The sequence below is a fragment of the Qipengyuania citrea genome (genome assembly GCF_009828015.1).
Classification (GTDB): domain Bacteria; phylum Pseudomonadota; class Alphaproteobacteria; order Sphingomonadales; family Sphingomonadaceae; genus Qipengyuania; species Qipengyuania citrea.
On the sequence record NZ_WTYG01000002.1, the window covers coordinates 793,333 to 809,017 of the forward strand.

Annotated in this window: 18 protein-coding genes, 1 tRNA gene and 1 other RNA gene; 9 read left to right on the plus strand and 11 right to left on the minus strand. The window is 65.0% G+C overall.

Features of this window, described 5'->3' with window-relative positions; genetic code table 11:
• Positions 1-3: 3 nt before the first annotated feature.
• The gene (gene efp / locus GRI55_RS09350; RefSeq protein WP_050600683.1) at positions 4-567 is read right to left on the minus strand and encodes an elongation factor P; all 564 of its coding nucleotides are present in this window, start codon (positions 565-567) and stop codon (positions 4-6) included.
• A 141-nt stretch (positions 568-708) separates the two neighbouring features.
• On the opposite strand from efp, the gene GRI55_RS09355 reads away from it, so the two are divergent.
• The gene (locus GRI55_RS09355) at positions 709-1,077 is read left to right on the plus strand and encodes a hypothetical protein (protein WP_050600684.1); all 369 of its coding nucleotides are present in this window, start codon (positions 709-711) and stop codon (positions 1,075-1,077) included.
• On the opposite strand, the gene GRI55_RS09360 is transcribed toward GRI55_RS09355, so the two are convergent.
• From GRI55_RS09360 to thiE, 3 genes are read right to left on the minus strand one after another with little or no spacing between them, the layout of a single operon-like run.
• Positions 1,078-1,770: a M23 family metallopeptidase gene (locus GRI55_RS09360; protein WP_160766928.1), complete on the minus strand. Its 693-nt coding sequence runs from the start codon at positions 1,768-1,770 to the stop codon at positions 1,078-1,080.
• Between the two features lie 17 nt (positions 1,771-1,787).
• Positions 1,788-3,011, minus strand: a complete 1,224-nt coding sequence (locus tag GRI55_RS09365) for a L,D-transpeptidase family protein (RefSeq protein WP_160766929.1) — start codon at positions 3,009-3,011, stop codon at positions 1,788-1,790.
• Between the two features lie 50 nt (positions 3,012-3,061).
• Entirely contained in the window at positions 3,062-3,700 is a 639-nt protein-coding gene (gene thiE / locus GRI55_RS09370; RefSeq protein WP_160766930.1) for a thiamine phosphate synthase, read from the minus strand.
• On the opposite strand from thiE, the gene GRI55_RS09375 reads away from it, so the two are divergent.
• Positions 3,699-4,172 (plus strand): hypothetical protein, encoded by a 474-nt coding sequence (locus GRI55_RS09375; protein ID WP_082835677.1) that lies wholly within the window; start codon positions 3,699-3,701, stop codon positions 4,170-4,172. The genes thiE and GRI55_RS09375 overlap by 2 nt on opposite strands.
• A 3-nt stretch (positions 4,173-4,175) precedes the next feature.
• Here the strand turns inward: GRI55_RS09375 and GRI55_RS09380 are convergent, their stop codons facing one another.
• The gene (locus tag GRI55_RS09380) at positions 4,176-5,063 is read right to left on the minus strand and encodes a fructose bisphosphate aldolase (protein ID WP_160766931.1); all 888 of its coding nucleotides are present in this window, start codon (positions 5,061-5,063) and stop codon (positions 4,176-4,178) included.
• 218 nt (positions 5,064-5,281) lie between these two features.
• On the opposite strand from GRI55_RS09380, the gene GRI55_RS09385 reads away from it, so the two are divergent.
• Positions 5,282-6,040: a flavodoxin family protein gene (locus tag GRI55_RS09385; RefSeq protein ID WP_160766932.1), complete on the plus strand. Its 759-nt coding sequence runs from the start codon at positions 5,282-5,284 to the stop codon at positions 6,038-6,040.
• An 18-nt stretch (positions 6,041-6,058) separates the two neighbouring features.
• On the opposite strand, the gene GRI55_RS09390 is transcribed toward GRI55_RS09385, so the two are convergent.
• From GRI55_RS09390 to tkt, 4 genes are read right to left on the minus strand one after another with little or no spacing between them, the layout of a single operon-like run.
• Entirely contained in the window at positions 6,059-6,514 is a 456-nt protein-coding gene (locus GRI55_RS09390; protein WP_050600692.1) for a PaaI family thioesterase, read from the minus strand.
• Positions 6,511-7,710, minus strand: coding sequence for a phosphoglycerate kinase (locus GRI55_RS09395; RefSeq protein WP_160766933.1), 1,200 nt, complete (start codon positions 7,708-7,710; stop codon positions 6,511-6,513). Before GRI55_RS09395 ends, GRI55_RS09390 begins: the two co-directional genes overlap by 4 nt.
• Positions 7,711-7,740: 30 nt before the next feature.
• Positions 7,741-8,748: a type I glyceraldehyde-3-phosphate dehydrogenase gene (gene gap / locus GRI55_RS09400; RefSeq protein ID WP_160766934.1), complete on the minus strand. Its 1,008-nt coding sequence runs from the start codon at positions 8,746-8,748 to the stop codon at positions 7,741-7,743.
• Between the two features lie 15 nt (positions 8,749-8,763).
• Complete coding sequence (gene tkt, locus GRI55_RS09405; protein ID WP_160766935.1) at positions 8,764-10,755, minus strand: transketolase; 1,992 nt, start codon at positions 10,753-10,755, stop codon at positions 8,764-8,766.
• A 226-nt stretch (positions 10,756-10,981) separates the two neighbouring features.
• Between tkt and GRI55_RS09410 the strand changes: the two genes are divergently transcribed.
• From GRI55_RS09410 to GRI55_RS09430, 6 genes are all read left to right on the plus strand, one after another.
• On the plus strand, positions 10,982-11,158 hold the full coding sequence (locus tag GRI55_RS09410; RefSeq protein WP_156488678.1) for a hypothetical protein: 177 nt from the start codon (positions 10,982-10,984) through the stop codon (positions 11,156-11,158).
• Positions 11,155-11,481: a cell division protein ZapA gene (locus GRI55_RS09415; protein WP_050600697.1), complete on the plus strand. Its 327-nt coding sequence runs from the start codon at positions 11,155-11,157 to the stop codon at positions 11,479-11,481. Before GRI55_RS09410 ends, GRI55_RS09415 begins: the two co-directional genes overlap by 4 nt.
• Positions 11,482-11,492: 11 nt before the next feature.
• Positions 11,493-11,663: non-coding RNA, 6S RNA (ssrS, locus tag GRI55_RS15405), on the plus strand.
• A gap of 98 nt (positions 11,664-11,761) precedes the next feature.
• On the plus strand, positions 11,762-12,334 hold the full coding sequence (locus GRI55_RS09420) for a 5-formyltetrahydrofolate cyclo-ligase (protein ID WP_160766936.1): 573 nt from the start codon (positions 11,762-11,764) through the stop codon (positions 12,332-12,334).
• Positions 12,331-12,546: a DUF2842 domain-containing protein gene (locus GRI55_RS09425; RefSeq protein WP_160766937.1), complete on the plus strand. Its 216-nt coding sequence runs from the start codon at positions 12,331-12,333 to the stop codon at positions 12,544-12,546. The genes GRI55_RS09420 and GRI55_RS09425 overlap by 4 nt, the downstream gene beginning before the upstream one ends.
• Positions 12,547-12,598: 52 nt before the next feature.
• Positions 12,599-14,035 carry an MFS transporter gene (locus GRI55_RS09430; RefSeq protein ID WP_160766938.1) on the plus strand — a complete coding sequence of 479 codons (1,437 nt, stop codon included), beginning with the start codon at positions 12,599-12,601 and terminating at the stop codon, positions 14,033-14,035.
• 30 nt (positions 14,036-14,065) lie between these two features.
• Here the strand turns inward: GRI55_RS09430 and GRI55_RS09435 are convergent.
• Positions 14,066-14,142: transfer RNA gene (locus GRI55_RS09435), tRNA-Asp, on the minus strand.
• A 227-nt stretch (positions 14,143-14,369) separates the two neighbouring features.
• Positions 14,370-15,683 (minus strand): dihydrolipoamide acetyltransferase family protein, encoded by a 1,314-nt coding sequence (locus tag GRI55_RS09440; RefSeq protein WP_160766939.1) that lies wholly within the window; start codon positions 15,681-15,683, stop codon positions 14,370-14,372.
• Positions 15,684-15,685 lie beyond the last annotated feature (2 nt).

A 15,685-nucleotide genomic window follows, 5' to 3' on the forward strand; every position in this document is an offset into this window, starting at 1 on the left:
CGGTTAGCTGGCCTTGCCGACGTAGCTCTGTTCGTAGACGTCGACCACGATCCGCGTGCCGCTTTCGATATGCGGCGGGACCATGATGCGCACGCCGTTGTCGAGCACGGCGGGCTTGTAGCTGGAGGAGGCGGTCTGCCCCTTCACGACGGCATCGGCCTCTACGATTTCGGCTTCGATCTGCGCGGGCAGTTCGACCGAGATGGGCTTTTCTTCCCACAGTTCGAGCTTCACCTGCATGCCGTCCTGGAGGAACGGCCGCGCGTCGCCCAGCAGGTCGCTGGGCAGCGTGATCTGTTCGTAATTCGTCTGGTCCATGAAGACGAGCATGTCGCCATCTTCGTAAAGGAACTGATACTCGGCCGTGTCCAGCCGGACCTTCTCGACCGTATCGGCGCTGCGGAAGCGCACGTTGGTCTTGCGGCCATCCTGCAGGTTCTTCATCTCGACCTGCATGTAGGCGCCGCCCTTGCCGGGCTGGGTATGCTGGATCTTGGCGACCTTCCAGATACCTTTTTCGTATTCGATGATGTTGCCCGGACGGATGTCCACGCCGCTGATCTTCATGGGGAAGCTACCTTCGACTTGTAAAAGAGCGGATCGCCTATCGAGCGATCGTGTGCCGCGCGCCTTAGCCGAGCATGGCCGCGCGGGCAAGCGAGTGGAAAAACGCGCAGCCAATCCCTATATCGCGGGCGGACGGTTACCATGAGACGATTTTTCACCCCTGCCCTGTTCGCCGCGCTGGCCGGCTTCGCGCTCACCCCTGCCGCGGCGCAGGGGCGGTTGTTGCTGCTCGACCAGGGCGCCTATGTCTGCGCACTTCCGGGCGATGCGACGGGGGCTGCCTGGATCGAACAGGAAGGCCGCGATTTTTCCATCACCGGCGGGTCGAGCTATCGCACGCCGCGCGGCAGCGGGACCTATCTGATGGAAGGCAAGACGGTCACCTTCACCCGCGGACCGATGCGCGGGATGAAGATGATGCGGCTGGGATCGGGCCTGCTCCAGCAGATCGAGCCCGGTGGCAAGCTGGGCCGCCTGCGCTGCCACCGCACCGGGCCGGTGCGGGACTGATCACTGCCCCGTCAGCAGCGGGTAAGGATTGACCGCATTGGCGGGCTCCCACCATTCGGCATCCGCGGTGGTCTGAAGGATCGCGAAATGCAGGTGCGGCGCATCCTGCGAGGCATTGCCCGAACTGCCCACCGTGCCCAGCCGCTGCCCGCGGCGCACGCGCTGGCCTTCCTGCAGTCCTTCGGCATAGGCGTCGAGATGGGCGTAGTAATAGATTGTCAAACCGTCGGTCGAACGGATGTAGATGGTGTTGCCGCCGACATCCGAGCGGTACAGCTTCTCAACCGTTCCCGGCGCGGCCGAACGCACGCTGGTGCCCTTGGGCGCCATGATATCGATCGCCTCGTGCAGGCGTGAACCGCTGCTGCGCGAATCGCTGTAGGTATCGCTGAGGTCGCTGGCGCGGATGTTCTTCACCGGGACCAGCAACTGGCGCGACTGTTCGCTGCTGGGCGCGACCGGCGCATCGAGATCGAGCGGTTCGCCGGTGGGCGTTCCGGTGTTTGCCGTGTCTTCCCCGTCATCCGCTGCCTGTTCGGGCTGCGGGCTCGGCGCAGCCTCCGCCGGACGCGTGGCGTTGCGCTGGCTGACGCTGGTTGCGTTTTCGATCAGGCTGCCCCCCGCCACGATCCAGATCGCGCTGGTAATGGTAGCGGTGATGACGATGGTGAGGATGCGGTCGACGAGGTTCATGCGCACAGCCTACCCGTTCAGGCCTCGAAAAGCACCCGCGTCGATTGCGAGACCATTCCGGCCAGCCGCGCGGCATCCCAATTGGTCAGCCGGACACAGCCGCTCGACTGCGCGCGGCCGATGGTTTCGGGGTGGGGCGTGCCGTGGATCCCGTAATGTTCCTTGCTCAGGTCGATCCACACGACGCCCACTGGCGAGTTGGGCCCCGCGGCAAGCGTATAGGTTTCGCCGTCACCATTGCCGAGCACTTCGGGATCGTAGCTGTAGGGCGGGTTGTAGGCTTCACCGACGATATCCCATTCGCCCAGCGGAAGCGGGAACTCGCTCGATCCCGAGCTGACGGTGAACAGCGCAACTAGCTTGTCCCCGCTATAGGCCTTGAGCGTCTTGCCCGCCTTGCTGACGACGATCCGGTCGACCGCGGTCTGTTCGGTGCCGACGCCGAGCGAGGCGAGCGTGCGCTGCCAGTCAGCATCGGCGATCGCCCCCGGAGCGATCCGGTCCGCGCCGATATTGGGTACGCGCAATTGCTGCCCGGCCATGAAATAGCCGCCACCGGCCTGCCCGTCCGCGGCCTGCGCATTGGCGCCATCGTAGGGGCCGGCGTCGGCGGATGCGCTGCTGCCCGCCGGTCGTCCGCCCGGGTTCAGTTCGCGCAGCACCTCGACGGTGGTGTGAAACCGTTCGGCCAGCCGTTCATCGAGCGATTTGTAGCCCAATCGGTCGAGCTTCGCCTTGCCGGCCACGCTGTCGGGCATGTCGGTGTATTCGGCTTCGGCCCAGCTGTCGGGTACCGTCACCACGCGGGTGGCGGGGATCCGCTCCCATTCGGCCAACGCGGTCTTGGTTGGCTGGTCCAGTCTGCCCGTCACCTCGAGATCGTTGGCCTCCTGGAAACCGCGCAGCGCGTTTTCGGTGCTCATGCCCATCTTGCCGTCGATCACGCCGGGGCCGAAGCCGATACGGTCGAGCACGACCTGCGCCTGCATGACCGGCCGTTCGGTCGAATCGGGAATGTCGTTCGCCGCGTCGCTGTCCGGCGTCGCGCCATCAGCCATGTAGCTCGCATCGTCCGACGCCATGGTGTCGGCCAGATTGTCGCTGCCGCGCGTTTCGTAGCCATGCTCGCTGCCGCTCGCAGCGGCGGTCTCGGTCGCGGCTTCGGGCGAAGCATCGGGTTCCTGCCCGCCGCAAGCGACCAGCGCGAGCGAGGACACGGTGGCGAGGATGAAATTGCGCATGGGGAGAGCTCCTGAAATCAGGGCTTTACCGCCCTTTCAGGATAGCCAACTCACGCCGCCCCGTTTTGCTCCGCGCCGATCCGCTGGGCGAAGGCCTTAACCGCCGCGACTTCGTCGCCGTTCCAGACCGCGCCGGACACGGCCAGGAAGTCCGCACCCGCCGCCAGGATCGGCGCGCAATTGGCAGGCGTGATCCCGCCGATTGCCACGCAGGGGATTTCGAACACCGTGCTCCACCATTCGAGGATCTCCGGCTCGGGCCGGTGCTCGCTCGCCTTGGTGGTGCTGTCGAAGAAGGCGCCGAACGCCACGTAATCGGCCCCGCCCTCGCCCGCTTCCATCGCGAGATGGCGCGAGGCATGGCAGGTCACCCCGATCTGCGCTTCGCGGCCAAGTTCCTCGCGCGCATCTCGGACATCGCCATCGCCCTGCCCCAGATGCACGCCATCGGCGCCGAGCCGCTTGGCCAGCGCGACATCGTCATTGACGATGAAGGCCACGTCGCGGGCCGCGCAGATCGCCTGCAGCGGTTCGGCCAGCCGCGCAGCTTCGTGCTGGTCGATATCCTTGACGCGGAACTGGAAGGCGGTGGCCAGCCCGGGGCCGGCATCCAGCGCGCGCTCGAGACGTTGGGGAAAGTCGCCCGTCACATCGAGCGGAGAGATGAGGTACAATTGGCAATCGGTCATGGCTGGCGCCCATAAGACCATTGCCGCGCCGCGTCACCTGTTCAGCGATACGAAAGCAGCCGGCGCCTCTACCGCAGGCATGAAAGCCTATCTCGCCGCCGCCCTGATCGCCCCGCTGACCGCCGCCTGCGCCATCATTCCCGATACGCCCCGCGGCAATGGCGATGCCGCCAGCCAGGGCAGCGCGGTCGCCATCGGCAGCCCGGTGTGGGCGGGCGATGCGATCCTGACGCCGCTGGCGATCATCGAGGACACGCGCTGCCCGGCGGACGTGCAGTGCTTCCACGGGGGCGAACTGACCGTGTCGACGCGCATCGCGGCGACACACTGGACGCAGACCGCCCCATTGACGCTGGGCGATCCCTACGAAGTGATGGGCCGCACCTATGTGCTGGCCACTGCTGCTCCGTTGCCAACGGCCGGCGGAGACATCCCCGCCGGCGATTATCGGTTCGTCTTCGAACGCCAGTAGCGTTCAGGCAACGCTGGCGGCGTGGATCTGGTCGATCGCGCCCGACAGCGTGCCGTCGAATTCCTCGTCGCTTTGCGTGGCGCGCAGATCCTGCAGCAGGCCGCGGCTGAAGCTGGCGATCATGCCGGGGTTCTTGGCCAGCTCGCTGCAGGCCTCCTCGGTCGAATAGCCGCCCGAGAGCGCGACCACGCGCAGCACCTTGGGATGGTTGGTCAGCCCGCCATAGATCCCGGCTTTCTTGGGGATCGACAGCTTGAGCATGATCTGCTGGCCTTCGGGCAGCGCGACGAGGCCTTCCTCGATCGCTTCGAGCATGATCTTCTCGCCCTCGGCGCGGTCGGCGGCGGTGATGTCGTATTCCGGCTCGAGCATGGGGACGAGACCGCAGGACAGGATGCGCGCACCTTCGGCGAATTGCTGGCGGACGGCTTCCTTGATCCCGACCGGATTGGCCGACTTGATCACCGACCGCATCTTGGTGCCGAAGACGCCCAGCTCACGCGCGCGGTTGCACATGTCTTCCAGGCCCGGATTGGGCTTCATCAACTGCGCGCCGTCGCGTTCCTCGGCCAGGCCCTTGTCGACCTTGAGGAAGGGCACGATGCCGCGTTCCTTGAGCCGCGCGGGCACGCTCTTGCCGCCGCTGGCGCCTTCCATGGTCTTTTCGAACAGGATCGCGCCGATGACCTTGCCATTGCCGAAGCAGGGGCTTTCGATGATCCGCTGGCGCATTTCATGGATCAGGCCGAACATCTCGTCTTCGGTGGTCCAGGCATCCTCGGCAACACCGTAACCGGCCAGTGCCTTGGGGGTCGAACCGCCCGACTGGTCGAGCGCCGCGATAAAGCCCTGGCCCTCGGCAATACGCGCCTTCATTTCATCGAACGTCATCTGGAAAACCCCGTCGCTGGTAGTGGTACTGCATTCGTATGCGGCGCATACAAAAGGCCCCCAACCCCTGCAACTGCGGGGGCAACAAAATCCGCAGCCTTGCCGGCGCACAAGACGGCCACGGTGGCGGGCTTCGCGCAAAGCAAGGCAAGCCGCGGATGCCGCGCGGTAACTATCGCGCCGCCCATGCGTAGTTTCACCAGACCCAAGGAGGACGCATGCTCGACGATACCCAGCGCAAACTGTGCGACGACAACACCACCGATTTTTCGGATCTCAAGGCGTTGACCATCAATTGCACGCTCAAGCCCAGCCCCGGCGGTTCGCATACCGACAAGTTGCTGGGCGTTGCCGAGGCGATCCTCGTGCGCAACGAGGTGACGCTCGAGCAGGTGCGGCTGGTCGATCACACGATCGCGCCGGGCGTCTATCCCGACATGACCGAACAGGGCGCCGAGCGGGACGACTGGCCCGCGATCTGGAAAAAGGTCGAGGCCGCCGACATCCTGATCGTCGGCACGCCGATCTGGCTGGGGGAGAAAAGCTCGGTCTGCCAGCGACTGATCGAGCGCCTCTACGCGCATTCGGGCCAGACCAACGACAAGGGCCAGTACGTGTTCTACGGCAAGGTCGGCGGCTGCATCGTCACCGGCAATGAAGACGGCATCAAGCATGTCGGTATGGGCGTGCTCTATTCACTGCAGCATGTCGGCTACACCATCCCGCCGCAGGCCGACGCCGGCTGGGTCGGCGAGGCCGGGCCTGGTCCAAGCTATGGCGACGCCAGGGAAGACGGCCAGGGCTACGAAGGCTTCGACAATGACTTCACCCGCCGCAACACCACCTTCATGACGTGGAACCTGATGCACATGGCACGCATGCTGAAGGATGCGGGCGGCATTCCCGCATGGGGCAATTCGGTCGATTTGTGGCAGGAAGGCCGCCGCTTCGACGCGCCCAATCCTGAGTATCGTTAGTACGCGTGCCTGCGGGGTCTAGCGGCGCGTGATCTTTCGGATAATGCCGTTGAAGCTCAGCACCGGCTTGCCGTCGGCACGGATCATGCCGACGACATAGATCGTCTTGCCGCCCGCGCGGACGACTTCGCCGCGCGCCTCGATCAACTGGCCGACGCTGGCCGGATCGAGGAAATCGCCCGCGAGATGCATGGTGACGCCATGCGATCCGGCGAGTTCGTCGGTCGCGATGGTGAAGATCGCACTGTCGGCGAAGGTCATCATGCAGCCGCCGTGCATGAAGCCAGCGCCGTTCATGTGGCGCTCCTCCGCGCGGAAGGCGGCGACCATGCTGCCGTCGTCATCGCGCCGTTCGTAGAACGGCCCCGCGCGCTGCTCGAAAGCATCGCTCTGCCAGGTCGACCAGCCGGCCCACTCGCCCTCGGTGACGGGTACGAGCCCGCCGCTCGCGCCTACTGCTTCGTTCTCGCTCATGCGGTCAGCGCCGCCACGCCGGGAAGCGGCTTGCCTTCCATCCATTCGAGGAAGGCGCCGCCCGCGGTCGAGACAAAGGTAAACTCGTCCTTCACCCCGGCATGCGCGAGTGCGGCGACCGTATCGCCCCCGCCCGCGACCGAGATCAGCGAACCGTCCTGCGTCAGCGCCGCGGCGGTCCGCGCCAGCGCGACGGTGGCGGTGTCGAAAGGTTCGGTCTCGAATGCGCCCATCGGGCCGTTCCACACCAGCGTACGGCAGGTCTTGAGCACGTCGGCGAGCGCCTCGGTCGCCAGCGGGCCGACATCGAGGATCATCTCGTCATCCGCAACCTCGTGGACGTTGCAGGTACGCAGGGACGCGGGGTTGGCGGCGAATTCCTTTGCCACCACGACATCATAGGGCAGGTGGACCGTGCAGCCCGCATGCGCGGCTTCGTCGATGATACGATTGGCGGTGGCGGTAAGCTCGTGTTCGCACAGCGACTTGCCGACATCGACACCCTTGGCGGCGAGGAAGGTGTTCGCCATCCCGCCGCCGATGATCAGGTGCTGCACCTTGCCGACCAGATTGGTCAGCACGTCGAGCTTGGTCGAGACCTTGGCCCCGCCGACGACCGCGGCCACCGGCGCTTCGGGATTACCCAGCGCGGCGTCAAGCGCCTTCAGTTCGGCTTCCATCGCGCGGCCCGCATAGGCCGGGAGATGGTGCGCCAGCCCCTCGGTGCTGGCATGTGCGCGGTGCGCCGCGCTGAACGCGTCGTTGACGTAGAAGTCGCCATGCGCGGCCATACCCCGCGCGAATTCGGGATCGTTGGCTTCCTCGCCCGGCCAGAAGCGGACATTGTCGAGCAGGCCGATATCGCCATTGGCAAGGATGCCGATCGACTGTTCGACCACGGGCCCCATGACCTCGGGGATGAACATGATCTCCTTATCCAGCACCTTCTCGACATCGCCCTGCACGAAGCTGGTGCTCATGGTCGAGAAGCGCTGGCCCTTGGGACGCCCGTAATGCGCGAGCAACAGGACCTTGGCACCCTTTTCTGCGAGTTCGAGGATGGTCGGCTTGACCGCCTCGACGCGCGAGACGTCGGTGGCCGAACCATCCTTCATCGGCAGGTTGAGATCGACGCGTACCAGCGCGACCTTGCCGGTGATATCACCGAGATCGTCCAGGGTCTTGAAGCTGCTCATTGGTCGGGCGTCCTTTGGCGGAACTTGGCGTTAGAGGAACTTCGCCATCACGCCGGCGGTGTCGATCATGCGGTTCGAGAAGCCCCATTCATTGTCGTACCAGCTGACGACGCGGGCAAGCTTGCCTTCCATCACGCTGGTTTCGAGGCTGTCGATGGTCGAGCTGGCGGGGTAGTGGTTGAAATCGCTGCTGACGAGCGGCTGGTCGGTATAGTCGAGCACGCCCTTCATCTTGCCTTCGGCGGCTTCCTTGAGCGCCGCGTTCAGTTCCTCGGCGCTGGTGTCGCGGCCGGGGGTGAAGACGAGGTCGACGAGGCTGACGTTCGGCGTCGGCACACGCACGCTCGAACCGTCGAGCTTGCCCGCCAGTTCGGGCAGGACGAGACCGACCGCGCGCGCCGCGCCGGTGGTCGTCGGGATCATGTTCTGCGCGCCGCCGCGGGCCCGGCGCATGTCGCCATGCATCTGGTCGAGCATGCGCTGGTCGTTGGTGTAGCTGTGGATCGTGGTCATGAAACCGCGCTCGATGCCGACGGTGTCGTGCAGCACCTTGGCCATCGGCGAGAGGCAGTTGGTGGTGCAGCTGGCGTTCGAGACGATCACGTCCTCGGCGCTGAGCGTTTCGTGGTTCACGCCGTAGACGATCGTGGCCGAAACGTTCTTGGCCGGAGCCGAGATCAGGACGCGCTTGGCGCCTGCCTTGAGATGCGGTTCGGCCGCTTCATGGCTCTGGAAGAAGCCGGTGCATTCGAGGACGATGTCGACGCCCTGATCGCCATGCGGCAGGTCGCCCGGATCGCGCTCGCTGGTGACCGCGATCGACTTGCCGTTGACGATGATCGCATTGTCGCCGACCTCGACCGTGCCGGGGAAACGGCCATGGGTGCTGTCATACTGGAACAGCAGCGCATTCGACTTGGTGTCGGCCAGGTCGTTGATGCTGACGAGTTCGAGATCGTGATCGTCACGCTCGAGAATGGCGCGCGCCACGAGGCGGCCGATACGTCCAAAACCGTTGATTGCAACCTTCGTCGCCATTGCAAAAACTCCTGCTTAACCGTTCAGTTTGTTCATGATTTGCGGAACGATGGCGTCCGCAGTGAAGCCGAATTTCTCGAACAGATCACCCGCCGGCGCGCTGGCACCGAAGCGGTCGATGCCGATCCGCAGACCGTTGGTCATCGTGTAGCGATCCCAGCCGAATGTCGTCCCCGCCTCGATGCTGACGCGAAGCGTTTCGTCGGGCGAAACATCGGGCAGCAGCTCGGCCTTGTAGGCATCGTCCTGCTCGTCGAACAGCTGGGTGCAGACCATCGACACGACGTCCGCGCCGATGCCCGCCTTTTCCAGTTCGGCGGCGCATTCGGTCGCCAGGCTGACTTCCGATCCGGTCGCGATCAGGATGACCCGGCGCGGGGATTCGGCGGCTTTCAGGCGATAGGCCCCGCGCCGGCTGAGGTTCTCCGAAGCCGCCTCGGTGCGCAGCTGCGGCAGCCCCTGGCGGGTCAGCGCAAGAACCGTCGGGCGGTCCTTCTCGCGCAGCGCGATGTCCCAGCATTCGGCGGTTTCGACCGTATCCGCCGGGCGCATAACCAGCAGGTTCGGGATCATCCGCAGCGACTGGATGTGTTCGATCGGCTGGTGCGTCGGCCCGTCTTCGCCCAGCCCGATGCTGTCATGCGTCATGACATAGACCACGCGGGCCTGCTGCAGCGCGGACAGGCGGATCGCGGCGCGGCAATAGTCGGTGAACACCAGGAAGGTGCCGCCATAAGGGATCACCCCGCCATGCAGCGCCATGCCGTTCATCGCCGCGGCCATGCCGAATTCGCGGATGCCGTAATAGATATAGCGTCCGCTGCGGTCGTCGGCGGTGAATGGGCCGATGCCGCCCGCCTTGGTGTTGTTGGACCCGGTCAGGTCGGCGCTGCCGCCGATCGTATCGGGCAGATTGGCGTTGATTTCGCCCAGCGTCATCTCGCTCGCCTTGCGCGTCGCGACCTTCTGCGGTTCGTCGATCAGCGACTGGATATAAGTGTCCAGACTGAAACTCTCGGGAAGATCGCCCGCCATCCGGCGTTCGAATTCGGCCTTGTCGCCATGCGCCTCGAGCCGGTTGCGCCATTCGGCGCGCGCCGCCGAACCACGCTCGGCCGTCCCGCGCCAGTCGGACAGCACCTGTTCGGGAATTTCGAACGGCGCCGCGTCCCAGCCCAGCGCTTCGCGAACTGCCGCAATTTCATCGTCGCCCAGCGGTGCGCCGTGGGTGGCACTGGTGCCCTGCTTGTTGGGCGAACCCTTGCCGATCACCGTCTTGCACGCGACCAGCGAGGGCCGTTCGTCGGCCATCGCTTCATCGAGCGCGCGGCGGATGTCGTCGAAATCGTGCCCGTCGCAGCTGACGACATGCCAGCCGGTCGCTTCGTAGCGCGCCTTGATGTCTTCGCTAGTCGACAGGTCGGTGGTCCCGTCGATAGTGATGTTGTTGTCGTCCCACAGCACGTTCATGCGGCCGAGCTTGAGATGGCCGGCAAGACCGATCGCTTCGTGGTTGATGCCTTCCATCAGGCAGCCGTCACCCGCGATCACCCAGGTGCGGTGGTCGACGATGTCGTCACCGAAACCCGCGTTGAGGTGCCGCTCGGCAATCGCCATGCCGACCGCCATCGCCAAACCCTGCCCCAGCGGGCCGGTGGTGCTTTCGACGCCGTCGAGCAGGAAGTTCTCCGGGTGCCCGGCACAGGGGCTGCCAAGCTGGCGGAAATTGCGGATATCCTCCATCGTCGGGGCGGCATAGCCCGACAGGTGGAGCAGGCTGTAGATCAGCATTGAGCCATGGCCCGCGCTGAGCACGAAGCGGTCGCGATCCGCCCAATCGGGTGCGGCGGGATCGTGCTTGAGATAGTCGCTCCACAGCACGGTCGCGACATCGGCCATGCCCATCGGCATGCCGGGGTGCCCCGAATTCGCCGCCTGCACCGCATCCATCGAAAGTGCCCTGATGGCATTGGCCATCTGGACCATGCGAGCGGTGGCAAGACTCATGGGATTTATTCTCCGGAAACTGGGTCGATTCGACGCGCGCGAAGCCTTCGCGGAGCGTAGGCGCGAGGTCAACCCGCCCCGGCCGCGATGCACAGCGCGCAGCCGCCTCATTCCACTTATCAACAGCGCGGGGCAAACCTTTGCCTTGGCGCAGCAATCTTGGTAATTTGTGCGAGTCATGACTTCGCAGCGAATTACAAATGCCCTCGATCGGATCGATCGCGCGATGGCGCGCATCGAAACGCAAGCCGCGCTGGCTTCGCATGCCGCGCCTCCAACCGGCCTCGGCGATGCGGCAGATCCGGACGACAGCGGCCTCGCTGCCCGGCACGAAGCCCTGCGCCGCAGCGTCACAGCCAGCCTCGCCGAACTCGACGGGTTGATCGAAGGGCTCGAGCGATGAGCGACGTGACGCTCGCCGTGGGCGGCCGCAATTACACCGTATCCTGTGCCGATGGGCAGGAAGAAAACGTCCAGCGGCTGGCGCGCGTGGTAGATGGCAAGCTGGGATCGATGGGCACCAATCTGTCGACCAACGAGGCGAAAAACCTGCTGTTCGCTGCGCTCCTTCTGGCCGACGAGCTGGAGGAAGCCGGCCAGCGCGCAACCGCCCCGCCCGCAGAGCCCGAAATCGACGTGGACGGGCTGGCCGGACGGCTCGAACGGCTGGCCTCCGCGCTCGAGAAAGCGGCGTCCACCCTTGAGGACGGGTCGCATAACGCCTAGATAGTGCGGTGACGGGGCTGCCCGGCACGAGCCGCATGAACATCCCTGAGGCTATAAGCAATCCAAGGGAGCTGTCCCTGCCCTGGTCCACCGGTTCGGCCGTGGGATTGGGGCATACGGTACCCACCTGACGTTTTAGGCGTCAGAGGATTTCGCCGGAAACGACCCATGGTGGTCCCGTCACTCTTCCCTTTCCGTCTGCCCGTCCCGTGTCCGGGGCTGCGTGTCCGGCGTGCGGCGCGATGGACGCCCTGCCTTCTCCCCGATAAGGATTTGCCCCGTGACCAAGGATGATCTCCGCAGGCAATTGCGCACCGCGCGGCGCGACCATGTCGCGGCCCTGCCCGCCAGCATGCGCACGCTGGTGTTTATGCGCCCGCCCGCGCCGCTGCTCGAACTGGTGCCGGACGGTGCTGTGGTCGGGCTATACCGTGCGACCGCCAACGAAGCCCCGACGGCCGCCTATGCACGGTATTTCATCGAGCAGGGCCACGATCTCGCCTTGCCGCGTTTCGCCGATGCGCACAGCGCGATGGAATTCGCGCGCTTCACCGATCCCTTCGCCGAGAGCGATCTCGAATCCGGCCCGTTCGGCGTGATGCAGCCCGCCGGCGATACCGACACGCTCGAACCGGGCGTGCTGATCGTCCCGCTGGTCGGATTTACCGCCTCGGGTGCGCGACTGGGCCAGGGCGGCGGACATTACGACCGCTGGCTTGCCGATCACCCCGGGACGATTGCGATCGGGCTCGCCTGGGACAGCCAGCTGGTTGACGATCTGCCCAGCGAAGCGCACGATATTCCGCTATCGGCAGTGGTCACCCCGACCCGCATTTACGGACCCTTCGCATGAGGAAAGAACCCAGCTGGCGCCTCCCGGTCGGCATTTTCGGCCTGATGGTCGCACTGGTGGTCTATGGCGTGATGATCGCGCGCTATGCCCCGGGGCTGATCGGCGAATGGCCGACGTTGCTGCAGACGCTGGTCTATGTCGTCCTCGGCATCGTGTGGCTGCTGCCGCTGCGCCGCTTCCTGATCTGGATGGAAACCGGCCGCTGGGGCTGATTGCCAAGGCGCCTGCCCTGCCCTAGCCTCGTTGCGGGATAGGGAGAGGGCATTGACCCAAACTGAAGGCGCGACGGGGAAAGCCCCGGTGTGGCTGAAGCTGGCACATGGATCGGGCGCCGCAGCGTTCGGGATCAAGAACGGCGGCTTCGATTATTTCCTGTTGCTGTTCTACGGCACGGTCATCGGGCTCGAACCCGGTCTGGTCGGCCTCGCGATCCTGATTGCGCTGGTGGTCGACGCGATCAGCGATCCGCTGGTGGGCTATTGGTCGGACAATTTTCGCAGCCGCTGGGGGCGGCGGCACCCCTTCATGTATGCGGCCGCGCTGCCCGTCGCACTGAGCTATTTCCTGCTGTGGAACCCGCCCGACTGGGGGCAGACCGGGTTGTTCATCTATCTGACCGTCCTCGCGGTGCTGATCCGAACCTTCATCACCTTCTACGAAACACCCAGCTCGGCGCTGATACCCGAACTGACCACCGATTATGCCGATCGTACGAGCCTGCAGGCCTATCGCCTGTTGTTCGGCTGGTCGGCGGGAACCGGGATGAGCGTCGTGATGTTCGGCGTGCTGCTGACCGGTCCGCTCGGCATGCGCGATCCGGACGCCTACGCCACCTATGGCATCATCGCCTCGGTGCTGATCTTTGCGACAATCATGATGTCGGCGCTGGGGACGCACAGCCGCATTCCCTATCTCCACCAGCCAGTCGAGACGGGCGAGCGCTACAGCGTCGGCCGCATCTTCCGCGAGATGCTGCAGACGCTGAGCGAGAAGAGCTTCATCGCGCTGTTCCTGGCGACCATGCTGTTTGCCATCGCCAGCGGGCTGTCCGCCGCGCTGGCCTTCCTGATGCTCAATTACTTCTGGGGCTTCAGCGAATACCAGATCTTCATCTGGACCTGCTCGGTGTTCATCTCCGCGCTGCTGGGCTTCGTGCTCGCCCCTTGGGCGACGCGCAGGCTGGGCAAGAAGCGCGCGACGATCCTGCTCGGGGTGCTGGCCTTCACGATCCAGCCCATGCCCGTGCTGCTCCGGCTGGCCGGGCTGATGCCCGAAAACGGCGATCCGCTGCTGTTCCCCCTGGTGCTGGGCGTGAATGTGATCGACCTGGCGCTAATTATCGCGGTCCAGGTGGTGTCCTTTTCCATGATCGCCGATCTGGTCGAATCCAACGAACTGCGCACCGGGCGGCGATCCGAAGGGGTCTATTATGCTGCGGTGACTTTCACGCGAAAGACCACACAGGGTCTGGGCGTGCTCGCCGCCGGGCTCATCCTGTCCTTCGTGAACTTCCCCGAAGGAGCCCAGCCGGGCAGCGTCGCGGCGGACACTCTGTGGAATCTCGGGGCGCTCTACGCCCCCGCGATCCTCGCGGTCTACCTCGCCGCGCTGCTGTGCATCGCGCGCTATCGCATCGACCGGAACGCGCATGAGGAAAACCTGCGCCGGCTGGCGCAAACCCGCAAGGGCGCGGCAAGCTGATGGACATCGAGTTGTAAGGAAATTCCCAAGTGGCGCGAGTGACGGGACTCGAACCCGCGACCTTCGGCGTGACAGGCCGACACTCTAACCAACTGAGCTACACCCGCGCAGCCACTTGGGAGCCGCGCATCTACGGGCGGGTCCGATTCCTGTCAACGAAGATTCGTCCCTTTTTTCGAACTTTTTTCCCAGGCGGCATTCCGCCTCTCTATTTACCGCAAAACCGCCGAATTCCGCGCGTTTTTACCGCACCATAGCACTGAAAAGGGCCCCCGGACCGATCGTCCGGGAGCCCCCTTTAATTCGATGCTGCAAATGACCCCGGAAAGGGCCGTCAGTCGATCAGGATCAAGGCCGGCGTTTCGAGAAGGCGCTTGAGCGCCTGGACGAAACTCGCCGCGTCCCAGCCATCGACCACGCGGTGGTCGCAGCTGATCGAGATATTCATCAGCTTGCGCTTCTCGATCCGCTCGACGCCATCGCTGCCAGTGACATACATCGGGCGTTCGATGATGCGGTTGGGCCCGATGATGGCCACCTCCGGACGGTTGATTACCGGCGTGGTCGCCACACCGCCGAGCGGACCCAGCGACGTCACCGTCAGCGTCCCGCCCTGCATTTCTTCCGATTTTGCAGTGCCGCTGCGTGCCGCCTCGGCAAGGCGCGATATCTCGTTGGCAAGCTGCCACAGGTTCTGCGCCTGCGCATTTCGGATGACGGGGACCATGAGGCCGGCATCCGTCTGCGCCGCCATCCCCAGGTTCACCGCGCCGTGGCGCGTCACGACGCCGGCTTCGTCGTCGTAACGGGCATTGATCATCGGGAAGTCGGGCAGCGTCTTGCAGATCGCAGTGATCAGCAACGGCAGGATGGTCAGCTTGGGCTTTTCGCCGCGGTTGCTGTTAAGCTGCGCGCGCAGCACTTCCAGATCGGTGACGTCGCATTCCTCGACATAGGAGAAATGCGGAATGTTGCGCTTCGATGCGGCCATGTTCTCGGCGATGCGGCGGCGCATCCCGATGACCTTCTTCTCCTCATCCGCACGCGGCGCGGCGGCGGCGCCATAGCCTGCATTGTAGGACAGGAACTGGTCGAGATCGCCGTGCCGGACGCGGCCGTCCTCGGCTGGCTTCACCTGCGCGAGATCGACGCCGAGGTCCTTGGCGCGCTTGCGCACCGCGGGCGTGGCGAGAACCTTGGCGTGCTGGACCGGCTCGGGCGCGGGCGTGGGCGCAGGAAGCGGCTCGGGCTTTGGATCGGCCGCCAGCGCATCGTCGGCATCGGACGCATCCGAGTTCTCGACCTCGATCCGTTCCTCGACCGCCTCGTCCTTCGGCGCGGGGGCCGATGGGGGCGCAGCCTCGGTAGCAGCCGCGGCTTCCTCGACGACATCCTCAGGCACTTCGCCCTCGACCTCGATGACGACGAGCATCGAGCCGATCGACACCATGTCGCCCTCGCCGCCCGCGATCTCGAGGATTTTGCCGTTCACGGGGCTTTCCATCGGCACGGTGGCCTTGTCGGTCATCATGTCGACGAATTCTTCGTCTTCGCTGATCTGATCGCCGACCTGCTTGTGCCACTGCACGATCTCGGCCTCGGCGATGCCTTCGCCGATATCGGGCATGTTGAAGGTGAATTTCGCCATGG